Origin of the sequence: Verrucosispora sp. WMMA2121 (assembly GCF_027460185.1) — a bacterium.
Classification (GTDB): domain Bacteria; phylum Actinomycetota; class Actinomycetes; order Mycobacteriales; family Micromonosporaceae; genus Micromonospora; species Micromonospora palythoicola.
Genome location: NZ_JAPZBH010000006.1, coordinates 3,252,887 through 3,265,575, shown reverse-complemented (window position 1 = coordinate 3,265,575; position 12,689 = coordinate 3,252,887). Strand labels below are relative to the sequence as shown.

Sequence of the window (12,689 nt, the reverse complement as noted above, 5' to 3'; positions counted from 1 at the left end):
GACGCACCCGAACGTGCCGGGGTGCGGAGCCGGACGGCTCACCGGGACACCCCCGCGCCACCGCCGACCGCGGCGTCCGAGTCGGTCGGCCGGCGGCCCCGCCGACGCCGCTTGCCGGGCGGCGGTACCAGACCGGCCAGGTCACCACCGACGTCGTTGAGGCGTACCAGGAACGGTCGCAGGGGGGTGTAGCGGATCGCGGTCACCGACGCCGGGTCCACCACGATCCGCTGAAAAAGATCCAGGTGTACGCCGAGCGCGTCGGCGACGATGGCCTTGATCACATCACCGTGGCTGCACGCCAGCCAGACCGCCTCGGGGCCGTGCTCGGCGGTCAGCCGGGCGTCCCAGACGCGTACCGCCGCGACCGCGCGGGTCGCCATCTGCGCCATCGCCTCGCCCTCGGGGAAGACCACGGCGCTGGGATGCTGCTGCACCATCGGCCAGAGCGGCTCCTTGGCCAGCTTCTTCAGCGGCTGGCCCTCCCAGCTGCCGTACCCGCACTCGATCAGACCGTCGTCCACCACCGGCGACGCCTCGGGCAGCGCCAGCTCCAGGGTCTGCCGGCAGCGGATCAGCGGGCTGGTCACCACGGCCGTCAGCGGCACCTGCCGCAACCGTTCGCCCACCGCGGTGGCCTGGGCGCGGCCGGTCTCGTCCAGCTCGACGGGCTGCCGACCGGCGAGGCCGCCGTCGGCGTTCGCGGTGGTGCGTCCGTGCCGCAGGAGCAGAAGAGTCGCCACCCGCACCACCCTAGGCCCTCACCCCACACCGCTCAGCGCGGTACGGAACTCTCAGACAGGACACCTGGCAGCCAGATCCGCCACCGGCCCCGCCCTCAGCCAGGGTGGCAAACTGGGGCTGAGCTGGCCAGGTGGGCGCGGTGTCCGGTTTCCGGGGTCGGTGGCGGGCGACCGGGCGGAATCACCGGCCGGTGGCGGGCGTTGTAACCGGTGGCTGACGAAGCAGCACCCACCCACCCCCCGGACGTGGGCGGCGGGATGTGGGAATGACCCGCCCCCGCCGGTCGTTGCACATGGTCCCGGCGCGCGATCCACCCCCGCCCCGCACACCTGCGGGACGCGCGCCCCGCCTTTCCCCTGATACGCCCGGCACCACGACCGGGTCGACGTCCCCGCTGTCTTCTGGCGCTCGACCGCGCCCCGGCCCACCCGTCATCCCCCTCCCCGACGGGCGAGGCCCACCCCCGACGCGAAGGAGCCCCCGATGAACACCACGCTGCGCAAGAGCATCCTCGGCATCGCCGGCCTCACCGCCGCCGCCGGACTCGCCGCCGGCCCGCTGAACCACGGCACCACCACCGGCAACGAGCTCACCCCGACCACCCCCATCGCCTCCGTCCAGGCCGACAAGCCGGACATGGGCACGCTGCTGCCGCACGGCACCCCGAGCAACCAGTCGCACGTCGACCTGAACGACGAGCAGATCGACAACGTCAAGGCGATCATCGCGGCGACGAAGAAGGCCGGCATGGACGAGCGCGCCGCCGTGGTGTCGATCGCGACCGCGTTGCAGGAGTCGAAGCTGGAGAACCTGGGTCACCTGGGTGACCGCAACGACCACGACTCGCAGGGCCTGTTCCAGCAGCGCCCCTCCTCCGGCTGGGGCACGGTGGAGCAGATCACCGACCCCGAGTACTCCACCCTGGCGTTCCTGAAGGGTTTGAAGCAGGTCGACGGCTGGCAGGACATGCCGCTGACCCAGGCCGCGCAGACCGTGCAGGTCTCGGCCTACCCCGACCACTACGCCCAGTGGGAACAGCAGGCCGCCGACCTCGTCGCCCAGCACTGGACCAGCTGACCCCAGCTGACAACCGAAGACATTCCTCCACAGGGGGAGCAGAAAGCCGCTGGCCGGCACCCGAACCCGGGTGCCGGCCAGCGGCATGTCCAGCAGACAGCAGACAGCAGACAGCAGACAGCAGACAGCAGACAGCAGACAGCAGACAGCAGACAGTCAAACCCACCCGGGCCGGCTGGCCCACACCCGGGCGGAGGCCAACCAGGTCAGGCTGGGGGCGACCGTGCCCGGCGCAGGGATCAAGCCTGACCGCCCGAAGCCGGGCACGGTCGCCCCCAGCCCGAACCGCAACCACCCACCACCAGAACTCAGACTCAGGTGGCGCTGATGGTTCCGGTCAGCAGCAGGGCCAGGACGAGCGTGCCGACCGCGACCCGGTAGAGCACGAAGATGTACAGGGTGTGGTGCGCGACGTAACGCAGCAGCCAGGCGATGGCCGCGTAGCCGACCCCGAACGCGATGAGCGTGGCGACGATCATCTGCGCGACGGTGGGCACCGAGGTGCCGGGCGCCGCCGGTTCGAAGACGTCCCCGAGGCTGAAGATCCCGGACATCACCACCGCCGGAATGGCCAGCAGGAACGAGTAGCGGGCCGCGGTCTCCCGGGTCAGGCTCAGGAAGAGACCGAAGGTGAGCGTCGCGCCGGACCGGGAGACGCCCGGGATGAGCGCCAGCGCCTGGGCGAAGCCCATCACCACGCCGTCGCGCAGCCGGAAGTCGCGCAGGGTCCGGGTCTGCCGGCCCCAGTACTCGGCGAAGGCGAGCACGAAGGCGAACACGATGAGGGTGGTGGCCACCACCCACAGGTTGCGGGCGGTCTCCCGGATCTGGTCCTTGAACAGGAAGCCGAAGAACCCGATCGGAATCGAACCGACGATCACGTACCAGCCCATGCGGTAGTCCAAGCTGGCCCGGACGGACTTGTCCCAGATGCCGACCACCCAGGTCCGACCGATTCGCCAGATGTCCTTGGCGAAGTAGAGCAGTACCGCCGCCTCGGTGCCCAGCTGGGTGACCGCGGTGAAGGACGCTCCGGCGTCCTGCTCGAAGAAGATCGCCGAGGTGATCCGCAGGTGACCGGACGAGCTGACCGGAAGGAACTCGGTCAGGCCCTGGACGATGCCCAGGACGATGGCTTCGATCCAGGTCACTCCCCGACTCCCGAGAGGTCCAGCGCCTCGGCGACGGTCCGCAGGGTCTGCACACCGGTGTCACGGTCGGCGGCGAAGAGGGTCACCGACAGGGTGGTGACCCCCGCCTCGGCGTACTCCCGCATCCGATCGGCGATGCGCTCCTTCGGTCCGAGCAGCGAGGTCCGGTCGATGAACTCCATCGGCACGGCGGCCGCGGCGTCGCGCTGCCGCTTGGCCAGGTAGAGTTCCTGCACCTCGCGGGCGGCGTCACCGTAGCCCATCCGGGTCGCCAACTGGTTGTAGAAGTTCTGCTGGCGGCTGCCCATGCCACCGACGTACAGCGCCGCGTACCAGCGGACCAATTCGGCGCACGAGTTCAGGTCGTCGCCGACCACGACCGGCACGGAGGGCACCACGTCGAAGCCGGCCAGTTCCTTGCCGGCCCTGGCCCGACCGGCCCGCACCGCCGCCAGCTGCTCCTGGGCGAACTCGGGGGCGTAGAAGACCGCCAGCCAGCCGTCGGCGATCTCGCCGGCCAGTTCCAGGTTCTTCGGGCCCACCGCGGCCAGGTAGATCGGGATGTGCTCGCGCGGCGGGTGGAAGCCCAACCGCAGTGCCTTACCGGGGCCGTCGGGCAGCGGCAGCGTGTAGAACTCGCCGTCGTAGGCAACCTCCTTGCGGCCCACCGCCAGCTTCACGATGTCCACGTACTCGCGGGTGCGGGCCAGCGGCTTGCCGAACCGGACGCCGTGCCAGCCCTCGGAGACCTGCGGGCCGGACACCCCCAGGCCGAGCCGGAACCGCCCCCCGGAGAGCGAGTCGATCGTGGCGGCGGTCATCGCGGTCATCGCGGGCGTCCGGGCGGGGATCTGCATCACCGCGCTGCCGATGTCGATCCGCTCGGTCTGTCCGGCCATCCAGGCCAGCATGCTCGGCGAATCGGAGCCGTAGGCCTCGGCGGCCCACACCACCGAGTAGCCGAGCCGGTCCGCCTCCTGAGCCAGGGCCAGGTGGTCGGCCGGCGTGCTCCACGCTGTCTGGTATCCGAGGCTTAGCCCGAGTCGCACAGAGTCCTCCCCCATCCGCAGTCGCATCAGGTTACGCGGTGCGGGTGGCCGGGACGATCACCGGCTCACCCCGATCCGCGGGCAGACTCGACGGGAGCGAGGATATCCGTCCGGCCCTGGTTCGAAATAAGGTTCACCCATGCAGCAGCGACCGCTCGGCCGCAGCGGGCTGGCGGTTTCCCGGCTCGCGCTCGGCACCATGACCTGGGGCCGGGACACCGACGCCGACGACGCCGCCGCACAGTTGAAGAGTTACCTCGACGCCGGTGGCAACCTGATCGACACCGCCGACGTGTACGGCGACGGCGACGCCGAGTCGGTGATCGGCTCGCTGCTGGGCAGCCTGGTGCCCCGCGAGGAGTTGCTGATCGCGACGAAGGCGGGGCTTCGGCCGGGCGGCGCCCGGCGCCGGGACGGCTCCCGTGGTCACCTGCTGCGTACGCTGGACGCCTCGCTGCGCCGGCTCGGCACCGACCACGTCGACCTGTTCCAGGTGCACGGCTACGATCCGCAGACCCCGCTGGAGGAGACCCTCGCGGCCCTGGACCACGCGGTGGCCAGCGGGCGGGTGCGCTACGTCGGCGTGTCGAACTTCTCCGGCTGGCAGACCGCCCGGGCGGCGGCCTGGCAGGCGGCCTGGCCGGGCCGGGCGCCGGTGGTCGCCGCCCAGGTGGAGTACTCCCTGCTGGAGCGGGGGGTGGAGCGGGAGGTGCTGCCCGCCTGCGAGGCGCTCGGGTTGGGGGTGCTGCCCTGGTCGCCGCTCGGTCGGGGTGTGCTGACCGGCAAGTACCGGCACGGCCGACCGGCGGACTCCCGGGCGGTGTCGCCGCATTTCGAGCGGTTCGTCGCCACGTATCTGGAGCCGCGCTGCTCCAGCATCGTGGAGGCGGTGGCCACCGCCGCGAGCGGCCTCGGCGTCTCCCCGCTGGAGGTGGCGCTGGCCTGGATCCGGGATCGGCCGGGGGTGACCGCGCCGATCCTCGGCGCGCGTACCTCGGGGCAGTTGCTCGGTGCGCTTCAGGTGGAACGGATGACCCTGCCCGACGAGATCACCACGGCGCTGGACGACGTCTCGGCGCTGGAGGTCGGCTATCCGGAGCGCGACGGTTGAGCATCACGCGCCGAAGGGTGGCGCTGCGGGGGTCCGGCTGGGCAGCATAGGCCACATGGACTACGAATACGCGCCGCTGCGGTTGCCGCCGAACGTCGACCGGTTGACCGCCGCGGCGCAGCTGGCGATCCAGGCGGAGTTCTCCGGCTGGGAACTGGCCCGGGTGCGGCTGTTCCGTGACGGTACGCGGCAGGTGGTGCTGCGTCGCCGGCGGGTCAACCAGCCGCAGCCGGGCCTGTCGTACTGACCGTCGGCGGCGCGCCGGTAACCGGGCCGACCGTTGCGGCCGGCCCGGTTACCGCTGGGCGCCTCCGCTGTCAGTGCACGTGGTCGTGCTCGTCGTCGAGTTCCAGGAAGGGGTGCTCGTCGAGGCGGCCGACCAGGCGGTCGTCGGCGCCCGGCTGGAACGGGCCCACCGGGTCGTCGTCGGCGAACGACTCCAGGTCGACCGGAGTGCCGACCTCGCTGACCATCACCACACCGTCGAGCGGTTCCAGCTCCGGCACGTCGAGCGCGCCTAGCGAACCGTCGCCGCTCTGCAGCAGCTCCAGCACCGCCTCGCCGACGCCCTCCACCGGCGGCACCTCCTCGTCACCGGGTACGCCCTCCCGGCGGGCCGCCTCGGCGACCCGGATCAACGCGGAGACGCTCGGCACCCGGTAGTCGCGGCGCTGGCGTACCGAGATCACCTGCGGGTGCGGGTCGGTCGACTCGACACCCTCACCACCGCCGAAACGCTGATCGGCCTCGTCCGGGTCGATGGACTCGACGTCCCACGGGGTGACCTCGCCGAAGGCGTCCATGAGTTGCTCGTCGTAGGCGAACGACGCGTTGTTCAGCGCGACGTACGCCTGCCAGACGTCGTCGTCGTCGATCCGGCCCTGCGCGGCCCGGACGGCGGCCAGGTGGTGGCGGGCCGCTTCGATCACGCGCTCGAGGGCGGCGTCCAGCTCACCGTGCTGGTCGGTCATGTGAGGCGTCCCCTTCACGAAGAATCCAGGATGTCGCGTCCATCCGGACGCGGGCTAACAGGTGCGCAGGAACCGGTCGAGAACCCGCACGCCGAACTGTAGTCCGTCCACCGGCACCCGCTCGTCGATGCCGTGGAACAGCGCCGAGAAGTTCAGATCGGCCGGCAACCGCAGCGGCGCGAACCCGAAACACCTGATGCCCAGCTGCGCGAAGGCCTTGGCGTCGGTGCCGCCGGAGAGCATGTACGGCACCGGCCGGGCACCCGGGTCCTCGGCCCGCAGCGCGGCGGCCATGGCCGCGACCAGGTCGCCGTCGAAGGTGGTCTCCAGCGCCGGCTGCCGTTGCACGTACTCGATGGCGATGTCCGGGCCGACCAGCTCACGCAACTGCCGCTCCAGCAGCTCCGACTGGCCGGGCAGGCTGCGGCAGTCGATGGTGGCGCTGGCCCGGCCGGGGATGACGTTGTCCTTGTAGCCGGCGGCGAGCCGGGTCGGGTTCGCGGTGTTGCGGATGGTGGCGCCGATGATGTTCGCGATCGGGCCGAGCTTGGCGATGGCGGCCTCCGGGTCGTCCGGGTCCAGCTCGACGCCGAGGACCTCGGAGATCTCCGCCAGGAAGGCGCGCACGGTGTCGGTGACCACCACCGGGAAGCGGTGCCGGCCGATCCGGGCCACCGCCTCGGCCAGCGCGGTGACCGCGTTGTCGTCGTGCAGCATCGAGCCGTGCCCGGGCCGGCCCTTGGCGTGCAGCCGCAGCCAGTCGATGCCCTTCTGGGCGGTCTCGATCAGGTAGAGCCGCTGCGACGGGTCCACCGTGTAGGAGAAGCCACCGACCTCACCGATGCCCTCGGTGCAGCCGTCGAAGAGGTCGCGGTGCCGGGTGGTCAGGAAGTGCGCGCCGTACTCGCTGCCCGCCTCCTCGTCCGCGGTGTACGCGAGCACGATGTCCCGGGGCGGACGCACCCCCGTACGCTGCCAGTGCCGCACCACCGCGAGGACCATCGCGTCGAAGTCCTTCATGTCGATGGCACCGCGACCCCACAGGTAGCCGTCACGCAGCTCGCCCGAGAACGGGTGCACCGACCACTCGTCGGCGTCCGCCGGTACCACGTCCAGGTGCCCGTGCACGAGCAACGCACCGCGGCTGGGATCGGTGCCGGGAATCCGGGCGACCACGTTGGCCCGGCCGGGCGCGGACTCGTGGACGACCGGGGTGATGCCGACCTCGGCGAGCTTCTCGGCGACGTACTCGGCCGCGCCGCGTTCGCCGACGCTCGTGTCGTTGTCGCCGGTGTTCGTGGTGTCGATGCGCAGCAGGTCCCGGCACAGCTCGACGACCTCGTCGGTCGGCGCGGGGAGGGCGGCGTGGGCGTCGCTCGTCATCGTGCCTTCATATCAGCCCAGGGTTTCGGTTCGGGCTACCGCGGGTACTGCCGCGCCTGCCCGATGCCCGCCGAAGCCCCCTCGTCGCTCCGCCCGCCCACCCAGGAGGCGACCATGTCCGTCCACCTGCCGCCGCTGCCGCCCACCCCCGGGGAGGAGTACAAGCCCACCGGGCGCAGCATCGCCGACCTCGTCGCCGAGGAGCACCGGCAGCTGCTGGAGTTGACCCGGCGGCTGATCGAGCCCGGGCCGGACCCGGAGCACGGCCGCGACGTCCTGGTCGCCGCCCTGTCGCGGCATCTGTCCGGGGAGGAGCAGTACCTGCTGCCCGCCGTCCGGCACGCCGTGGCGGACGCGAACCCGCTTGTCGACGAGGTGTTGGCCGGCGACGTCGAGCTGCTGCGGACCCTGCAGGGGCTGACCGACGACGCCCTGCCCGACGTGGCCGCGCGGGTCGAGGCGCACGCCCGGGCGGTCGACCCGTTGATGCGGCGGCTCTGCGCCGCCGCCACCGAGGAGGAGCTGATCCGGCTCGGCAACCGGCTGGAGATCGCCGAGGAGGCGGCACCGACCCGCCCGCATCCGGCGGTGCCGCACAGCCCGCCGTGGAACCGGATCGTCGAGCCGGCGGTCGGGGTGGTCGACAAGGTTCGGGACGTCCTCGCCGGCCGGCACACCCAGTTGGGTGAGCTCACCGAGCCGCCACCTCGGTGAGAGACCCACGACACGTTCACGGTCGTTGATCCGTCCAGGCACTACCGCCAGCTGCGCCGTGGCCCTACCGTCACGCTATGAACCTGGAGTTGCGCCACCTGCGGGTGGTCTGCGCCATAGCGGAGACCGGGAGCGTGACCAAGGCGGCCTCGACGCTCGGCCTGGCCCAGCCGGCGCTGACCGCCCAGCTCCAGCGGATCGAACGTACCCTCGGCGGGCCGCTGTTCGAACGGGACCGGCGCGGCGCGCGGCCCACCGCCCTCGGCGAGCTGGTTCTGGCCCGGGCCCGGGTGCTGCTGCCGGCGATGAAGGGTCTGCAGGACGAGGCGGCCCGGTTGGCCGGCGCCGGCGACGCACCCCGCCGGTACCGGTTCGGCGGGGTGAACAGCCCGATCCTGGGTCGGCTGGTGCACCGGCTGGCCGCCGAGCAGCCGCAGGCGCAGATCAGCACGCACGCCTCCTGGTCGGTCGACGAGCTGGCCCAGTTGGTCGCCGGTGGCCGGTTGGACTACGCGCTGACCGGGGTGTGCGGCGACTCGACACCGTCGGCGGACTACGGGTTGAGCTGGCGGGAGGTCGCCGTCGATCCGGTCATGGTGCTGCTGCCGGAGACGCATCCGCTGGCCGAGCGCGACGAGGTGGACCTGGCCGACCTGCGGCACGAGCAGTGGGTGGCCGCGCCGGGGGACGGCTGCTTCGGCGACTGCTTCGCCGCCGCCTGCGCCCGCGCCGGGTTCACCCCACGCAAGGTGTACGAGGCCGACGTGCGCAGCTGCATCGACCTGGTGGACGCCGGTGAGGCGGTGGCGCTGTGCCAGGCCACCTTCCGGCCGGTGGCCGGTCTGGTGACCCGTCGGCTGGTCGACACGCCGCTGCGCTGGCGGCTGATGCTGGGCTGGCATCCGGAGTCCGCCGCCGCCCGCACCGCCGACCTGGTGCTGGAGACCGCCCTGGTCGCGTACACCGACGCCCTCGCGCCGCATCCGGCGTACCTGGCCTGGCTGCTGCGCAACCCGGCGTTCGGTGTCCGGCGACCCGCGCCGGTGGTGACGGCACACCGGGTGCGAACCGGCTGAGCGCGGGTAAGGGGCGGGTATGACCGACCTCTATCCCGCCGCCGACGAGCGCGAACTGCTCCGTCGGGCCGCCGCCGCGCACACCGCCGCCGTCCGGGAGTGCGAAGCCTTCCTCCGCCGGTTGCCGGAGGTGCCGGACCCGGCCGACCTGGCCGAGTACGCCAACCTGCTCACTCGCGAGGAGCAGACCCGCGCCGACCGGCAGGCCGCCGCCGACGCCGCCGGGCTGGCCATCGCCAGCCTCGAAGCCGAGTAGCCCGGCCGGACGTGCCGGTATCCCCGGCGCGGTGCGGCAGCGCCGGGGACGACCCGGGGGGGTCAGCGTTCGACGAGCACGTCGTGGCCCAGGTCGAGCAGGCTGTGTCGCCATTCGTCGTCGGCGTTGCCCCGGCCCGGCTTGGCGGCGGTCAGCGAGCGGATCCGCTCGACGGCGTCGCGCATCACGTCGATGTCCTCCGGGGTCAGGTCGACCTTGCGCTTGCGCAGCACGGCGAGGATCTGCCGGCCCGGCTCCGGCAGGTTCAGGTCGGGGTCGGGGCCGAACGCCTCCTCGCCGGAGCCCCGGGTCAGCAGCCACTGTCGCAGTTGCTCGGACGGCACGTTGACCTCGGCGTGGAAGTCCTCCCAGAGCACTTCCACCTCCGGGTCGAGTCGCTGTTCGCGTACCATCAGCCCTCCTCTGCCGGCGGCGACCCGGACTCCTCCGGGTGCCCCTCGTCGGTCTGCCCGCCCAGCCCCTCCGGCGGCACCTGCACCCGGGCGGGGTTGGCCGTCGGCGGTGCCAGGATCGCCTCGGTCCGCTCGTCCTCGCGGGCCTCGTCCGGTTCGGTCATCGGTGCCCTCCCCGGTCAGCGGGGATGCGAGGTCGTCGCCCTGGCCTGTCCCCGACCGGCCGCCACGTCGAAGGCCAGCCGGTCGTCCCGGGCGTCGACGGTGACCCGCTGTCCGGGTGAGATCTGTTGTTCCAGCAGCATCCGGGAGAGGTGGTTGTCGACCTCCCGCTGGATCACCCGGCGTAGCGGCCGGGCACCGAACTCCGGCTGGTAGCCGTGCTCGGCCAGCCAGTCGATGCCGGCGGTGGTGAAGTCCACCTCGATGTCCTGGGCGTGCAGCCGGCGGCGGGTCTCCTCCAGCAGCAGCTCGGTGATCTGGCGCAGCTGCTCGGCCTCCAGCCGACGGAAGATGATCACCTCGTCGATCCGGTTGAGGAACTCGGGGCGGAAGTTCTCCTGCAACCGGCGCATCAGCCGCTCCCGCAGCTCGTCGCTCTCCTGGGCGCTGCCCGGCTCGCCGGCGCCGAAGCCGACCGCCCGCTGCGCGCCGGTGATCAGCTCGGAGCCGATGTTGCTCGTCATGATGAGTACGGTGTTCTTGAAGTTGACGGTGCGGCCCTGGCTGTCGGTCAGCCGCCCGTCGTCGAGCACCTGCAACAGCACGTTGAACACGTCCGGGTGGGCCTTCTCGATCTCGTCGAGCAGCACCACCGCGTACGGACGGCGACGGACCGCCTCGGTGAGCTGGCCGGCCTCCTCGTACCCGACGTAGCCGGGCGGCGCGCCGACCAGCCGGCTCACCGTGTGGCGTTCCTGGAACTCGCTCATGTCCACCCGGACCATCCGGTCCGCCTCACCGAACAACGCCTCGGCCAACGCCCGCGCCAGTTCGGTCTTGCCGACGCCGGTGGGGCCGAGGAACAGGAAGCTGCCCATCGGCCGGTTCGGGTCGGCCAGGCCGGTACGGGAACGCCGGACCGCCTCGGCGACCGCGGTGACCGCGTCGTCCTGCCCGACGACCTTCTCGTGCAGCTGGCCCTCCAGCCGCAGCAGTCGGTCCCGTTCCTCCTCGGTGAGCTGGCTGGCCGGGATGCCGGTCGCCCGGGAGACCACCTCGGCGATCTCCTCCGGCCCCACCTCCGGCACCTGGCTGCCGCCGCCGTCGTCGCCCCGGGCCCGCTGCACCTGGCTCTCCAGTTCGGCGACCCGGTCGCGCAGCGCGGAGGCGCGTTCGTACTGTTCGTCGGCGACCGCCTGCTCCTTGTCCCGCCGTACCTCCTCGAGCTGCTGCTCCAGGTCGCGCACGTCGGCGTCCGGGGTGCGGGTACGCAGCCGGACCCGGGCGCCGGCCTGGTCGATCAGGTCGATCGCCTTGTCCGGCAGGAAGCGGTCGGTGAGGTAGCGGTCGGACAGCTCGGCGGCGGTCACCAACGCCTCGTCGGTGAACCGCACCTGGTGGTGCGCCTCGTAGCGGTCCCGCAGCCCACGCAGGATGGCCACGGTGTCCTCGACGGTGGGCTCGGGCACGAAGACCGGCTGGAAGCGCCGGGCCAGCGCGGCGTCCTTCTCGATGCTGCGCCGGTACTCGTCGAGGGTCGTCGCGCCGATCACCCGTAGTTCGCCGCGCGCCAGCGCCGGCTTGAGCATGTTGGAGGCGTCCATGCCGCCCTCGCTGCCCGCGCCGCCCGCACCGACCAGGGTGTGGATCTCGTCCAGGAAGATGATCAGCTCCTCCCGATGGGCCCGGATCTCGTCGATCACCTTCTTGAGCCGTTCCTCGAAGTCGCCCCGGTACCGGGTGCCGGCGACCAGGCCGGCCAGGTCCAGCTGGATCACCCGCTTGCCGAGCAGCGTCTGCGGCACGTCACCGTCGCAGATCCGCTCCGCCAGACCCTCCACGATCGCGGTCTTGCCGACGCCGGCCTCACCGATGAGCACCGGGTTGTTCTTGGTACGCCGGGACAGGATCTCCACCGCCTGCTCGATCTCGTCGGCGCGACCGATCACCGGGTCGATCTGGTCGTTGCGGGCCAGGTCGGTGAGGTCCTGGCCGTACTGGTCGAGCGTCGGCGTGCCCCGGTCCGGCCGTGGACCGTTCGCCGGTCCCCGTTCGGCGTTGGCGGCCTGCAACGACTCCGGCTGGATCCGTCCGGCGGCGAGCATCCGGCCGGCCGGTGACTCGGGATTGAGCGGCAGGGCCATCAGGATGTGCTCGGGCCCGATGTAGTTGGCGCCCATCGCCCGGGACAACTGGTGCGCGTCGAGCAGCGCCCGTTTGGCCGCCGGGGTCAGCGACAGGTTCGGCGGCACCTCGCCGTGCGGGGCGCCGTCACCGCGTCCGCCCAGGGCGTTGACGAGGGTGTCCGGGTCCGCGCCGGCCCGCCGGACCAGGTCACGCAGCGGCTCCCGCTGCAACGCCGCCCAGAGCAGGTGGTCGGTGTCCAGGTCGTTGCTCTGCTTCTGCGCGGCTCGGCGCGCCGCGTCGGCGAGCATCTCCCGCGCGTCCGCGGTCATCAGTCGGGTGATGTCGACCCGGTGCGCCGGGCGTCGCCCGCCCTCGCCCCGACCGAAGTACCGCGCCAGGAACTCGTCCCACGGGTCGGAGCCGAAGTCACCGGGTCCAATCATGTCTGTCCTCCG

The 12,689-nt window shown here is 72.1% G+C and carries 14 protein-coding genes; 6 read left to right on the top strand and 8 right to left on the bottom strand.

The window, feature by feature from the left end:
• Positions 1 to 38 precede the first annotated feature (38 nt).
• A complete protein-coding gene (locus O7605_RS23635; RefSeq protein WP_269741182.1) occupies positions 39 to 752 on the bottom strand; it encodes a histidine phosphatase family protein in 714 nt (237 codons plus the stop codon).
• Between the two features lie 475 nt (positions 753 to 1,227).
• On the opposite strand from O7605_RS23635, the gene O7605_RS23630 reads away from it, so the two are divergent.
• A complete protein-coding gene (locus O7605_RS23630; protein WP_269741181.1) occupies positions 1,228 to 1,821 on the top strand; it encodes a hypothetical protein in 594 nt (197 codons plus the stop codon).
• A gap of 314 nt (positions 1,822 to 2,135) precedes the next feature.
• Here O7605_RS23630 and O7605_RS23625 read toward each other — a convergent pair whose 3' ends face one another.
• Together O7605_RS23625 and O7605_RS23620 are read right to left on the bottom strand one after the other, a co-directional pair.
• The gene (locus tag O7605_RS23625; RefSeq protein WP_269741180.1) at positions 2,136 to 2,972 is read right to left on the bottom strand and encodes an undecaprenyl-diphosphate phosphatase; all 837 of its coding nucleotides are present in this window, start codon (positions 2,970 to 2,972) and stop codon (positions 2,136 to 2,138) included.
• A complete protein-coding gene (locus O7605_RS23620; RefSeq protein WP_269741179.1) occupies positions 2,969 to 4,021 on the bottom strand; it encodes an LLM class F420-dependent oxidoreductase in 1,053 nt (350 codons plus the stop codon). The genes O7605_RS23625 and O7605_RS23620 overlap by 4 nt, the downstream gene beginning before the upstream one ends.
• Before the next feature lie 139 nt (positions 4,022 to 4,160).
• Between O7605_RS23620 and O7605_RS23615 the strand changes: the two genes are divergently transcribed.
• Together O7605_RS23615 and O7605_RS23610 are read left to right on the top strand one after the other, a co-directional pair.
• Complete coding sequence (locus O7605_RS23615; protein ID WP_164447238.1) at positions 4,161 to 5,132, top strand: aldo/keto reductase; 972 nt, start codon at positions 4,161 to 4,163, stop codon at positions 5,130 to 5,132.
• A 55-nt stretch (positions 5,133 to 5,187) separates the two neighbouring features.
• On the top strand, positions 5,188 to 5,379 hold the full coding sequence (locus O7605_RS23610) for a DUF5703 family protein (protein ID WP_053655860.1): 192 nt from the start codon (positions 5,188 to 5,190) through the stop codon (positions 5,377 to 5,379).
• A 70-nt stretch (positions 5,380 to 5,449) separates the two neighbouring features.
• Here the strand turns inward: O7605_RS23610 and O7605_RS23605 are convergent, their stop codons facing one another.
• Both O7605_RS23605 and O7605_RS23600 read right to left on the bottom strand, forming a co-directional pair.
• Entirely contained in the window at positions 5,450 to 6,103 is a 654-nt protein-coding gene (locus O7605_RS23605; RefSeq protein ID WP_269741178.1) for a hypothetical protein, read from the bottom strand.
• A gap of 54 nt (positions 6,104 to 6,157) precedes the next feature.
• The gene (locus O7605_RS23600; protein ID WP_269741177.1) at positions 6,158 to 7,486 is read right to left on the bottom strand and encodes a M20/M25/M40 family metallo-hydrolase; all 1,329 of its coding nucleotides are present in this window, start codon (positions 7,484 to 7,486) and stop codon (positions 6,158 to 6,160) included.
• Between the two features lie 114 nt (positions 7,487 to 7,600).
• Between O7605_RS23600 and O7605_RS23595 the strand changes: the two genes are divergently transcribed.
• The 3 genes from O7605_RS23595 to O7605_RS23585 all read left to right on the top strand — a co-directional run bounded on the left by O7605_RS23595 (position 7,601) and on the right by O7605_RS23585 (position 9,532).
• Entirely contained in the window at positions 7,601 to 8,200 is a 600-nt protein-coding gene (locus tag O7605_RS23595; RefSeq protein WP_269741176.1) for a hemerythrin domain-containing protein, read from the top strand.
• A gap of 77 nt (positions 8,201 to 8,277) precedes the next feature.
• The gene (locus tag O7605_RS23590; protein WP_164447242.1) at positions 8,278 to 9,276 is read left to right on the top strand and encodes a LysR family transcriptional regulator; all 999 of its coding nucleotides are present in this window, start codon (positions 8,278 to 8,280) and stop codon (positions 9,274 to 9,276) included.
• A gap of 19 nt (positions 9,277 to 9,295) precedes the next feature.
• Positions 9,296 to 9,532, top strand: a complete 237-nt coding sequence (locus O7605_RS23585; RefSeq protein WP_164447243.1) for a hypothetical protein — start codon at positions 9,296 to 9,298, stop codon at positions 9,530 to 9,532.
• 62 nt (positions 9,533 to 9,594) lie between these two features.
• On the opposite strand, the gene O7605_RS23580 is transcribed toward O7605_RS23585, so the two are convergent.
• Genes O7605_RS23580 through O7605_RS23570 form a run of 3 tightly spaced genes read right to left on the bottom strand, consistent with a single transcriptional unit; the run spans position 9,595 to position 12,677 of the window.
• Positions 9,595 to 9,945, bottom strand: coding sequence for a DUF3140 domain-containing protein (locus O7605_RS23580; RefSeq protein WP_269741175.1), 351 nt, complete (start codon positions 9,943 to 9,945; stop codon positions 9,595 to 9,597).
• Positions 9,945 to 10,109, bottom strand: coding sequence for a hypothetical protein (locus O7605_RS23575; protein WP_166458402.1), 165 nt, complete (start codon positions 10,107 to 10,109; stop codon positions 9,945 to 9,947). Before O7605_RS23575 ends, O7605_RS23580 begins: the two co-directional genes overlap by 1 nt.
• A 15-nt stretch (positions 10,110 to 10,124) precedes the next feature.
• Entirely contained in the window at positions 10,125 to 12,677 is a 2,553-nt protein-coding gene (locus tag O7605_RS23570; RefSeq protein ID WP_269741174.1) for an ATP-dependent Clp protease ATP-binding subunit, read from the bottom strand.
• Positions 12,678 to 12,689: the final 12 nt, after the last annotated feature.

What these genes read in the sequence shown, in the direction of transcription:
- O7605_RS23630 (WP_269741181.1), top strand. Translation starts at nt 1,228, where the DNA reads ATGAACACCACGCTGCGCAAGAGCATCCTCGGCATCGCCGGCCTCACC.
- O7605_RS23575 (WP_166458402.1), bottom strand. Translation starts at nt 10,109, where the DNA reads ATGACCGAACCGGACGAGGCCCGCGAGGACGAGCGGACCGAGGCGATC.
- O7605_RS23585 (WP_164447243.1), top strand. Translation starts at nt 9,296, where the DNA reads ATGACCGACCTCTATCCCGCCGCCGACGAGCGCGAACTGCTCCGTCGG.
- O7605_RS23580 (WP_269741175.1), bottom strand. Translation starts at nt 9,945, where the DNA reads ATGGTACGCGAACAGCGACTCGACCCGGAGGTGGAAGTGCTCTGGGAG.
- O7605_RS23610 (WP_053655860.1), top strand. Translation starts at nt 5,188, where the DNA reads ATGGACTACGAATACGCGCCGCTGCGGTTGCCGCCGAACGTCGACCGG.
- O7605_RS23570 (WP_269741174.1), bottom strand. Translation starts at nt 12,677, where the DNA reads ATGATTGGACCCGGTGACTTCGGCTCCGACCCGTGGGACGAGTTCCTG.
- O7605_RS23615 (WP_164447238.1), top strand. Translation starts at nt 4,161, where the DNA reads ATGCAGCAGCGACCGCTCGGCCGCAGCGGGCTGGCGGTTTCCCGGCTC.
- O7605_RS23595 (WP_269741176.1), top strand. Translation starts at nt 7,601, where the DNA reads ATGTCCGTCCACCTGCCGCCGCTGCCGCCCACCCCCGGGGAGGAGTAC.
- O7605_RS23600 (WP_269741177.1), bottom strand. Translation starts at nt 7,486, where the DNA reads ATGACGAGCGACGCCCACGCCGCCCTCCCCGCGCCGACCGACGAGGTC.
- O7605_RS23605 (WP_269741178.1), bottom strand. Translation starts at nt 6,103, where the DNA reads ATGACCGACCAGCACGGTGAGCTGGACGCCGCCCTCGAGCGCGTGATC.
- O7605_RS23590 (WP_164447242.1), top strand. Translation starts at nt 8,278, where the DNA reads ATGAACCTGGAGTTGCGCCACCTGCGGGTGGTCTGCGCCATAGCGGAG.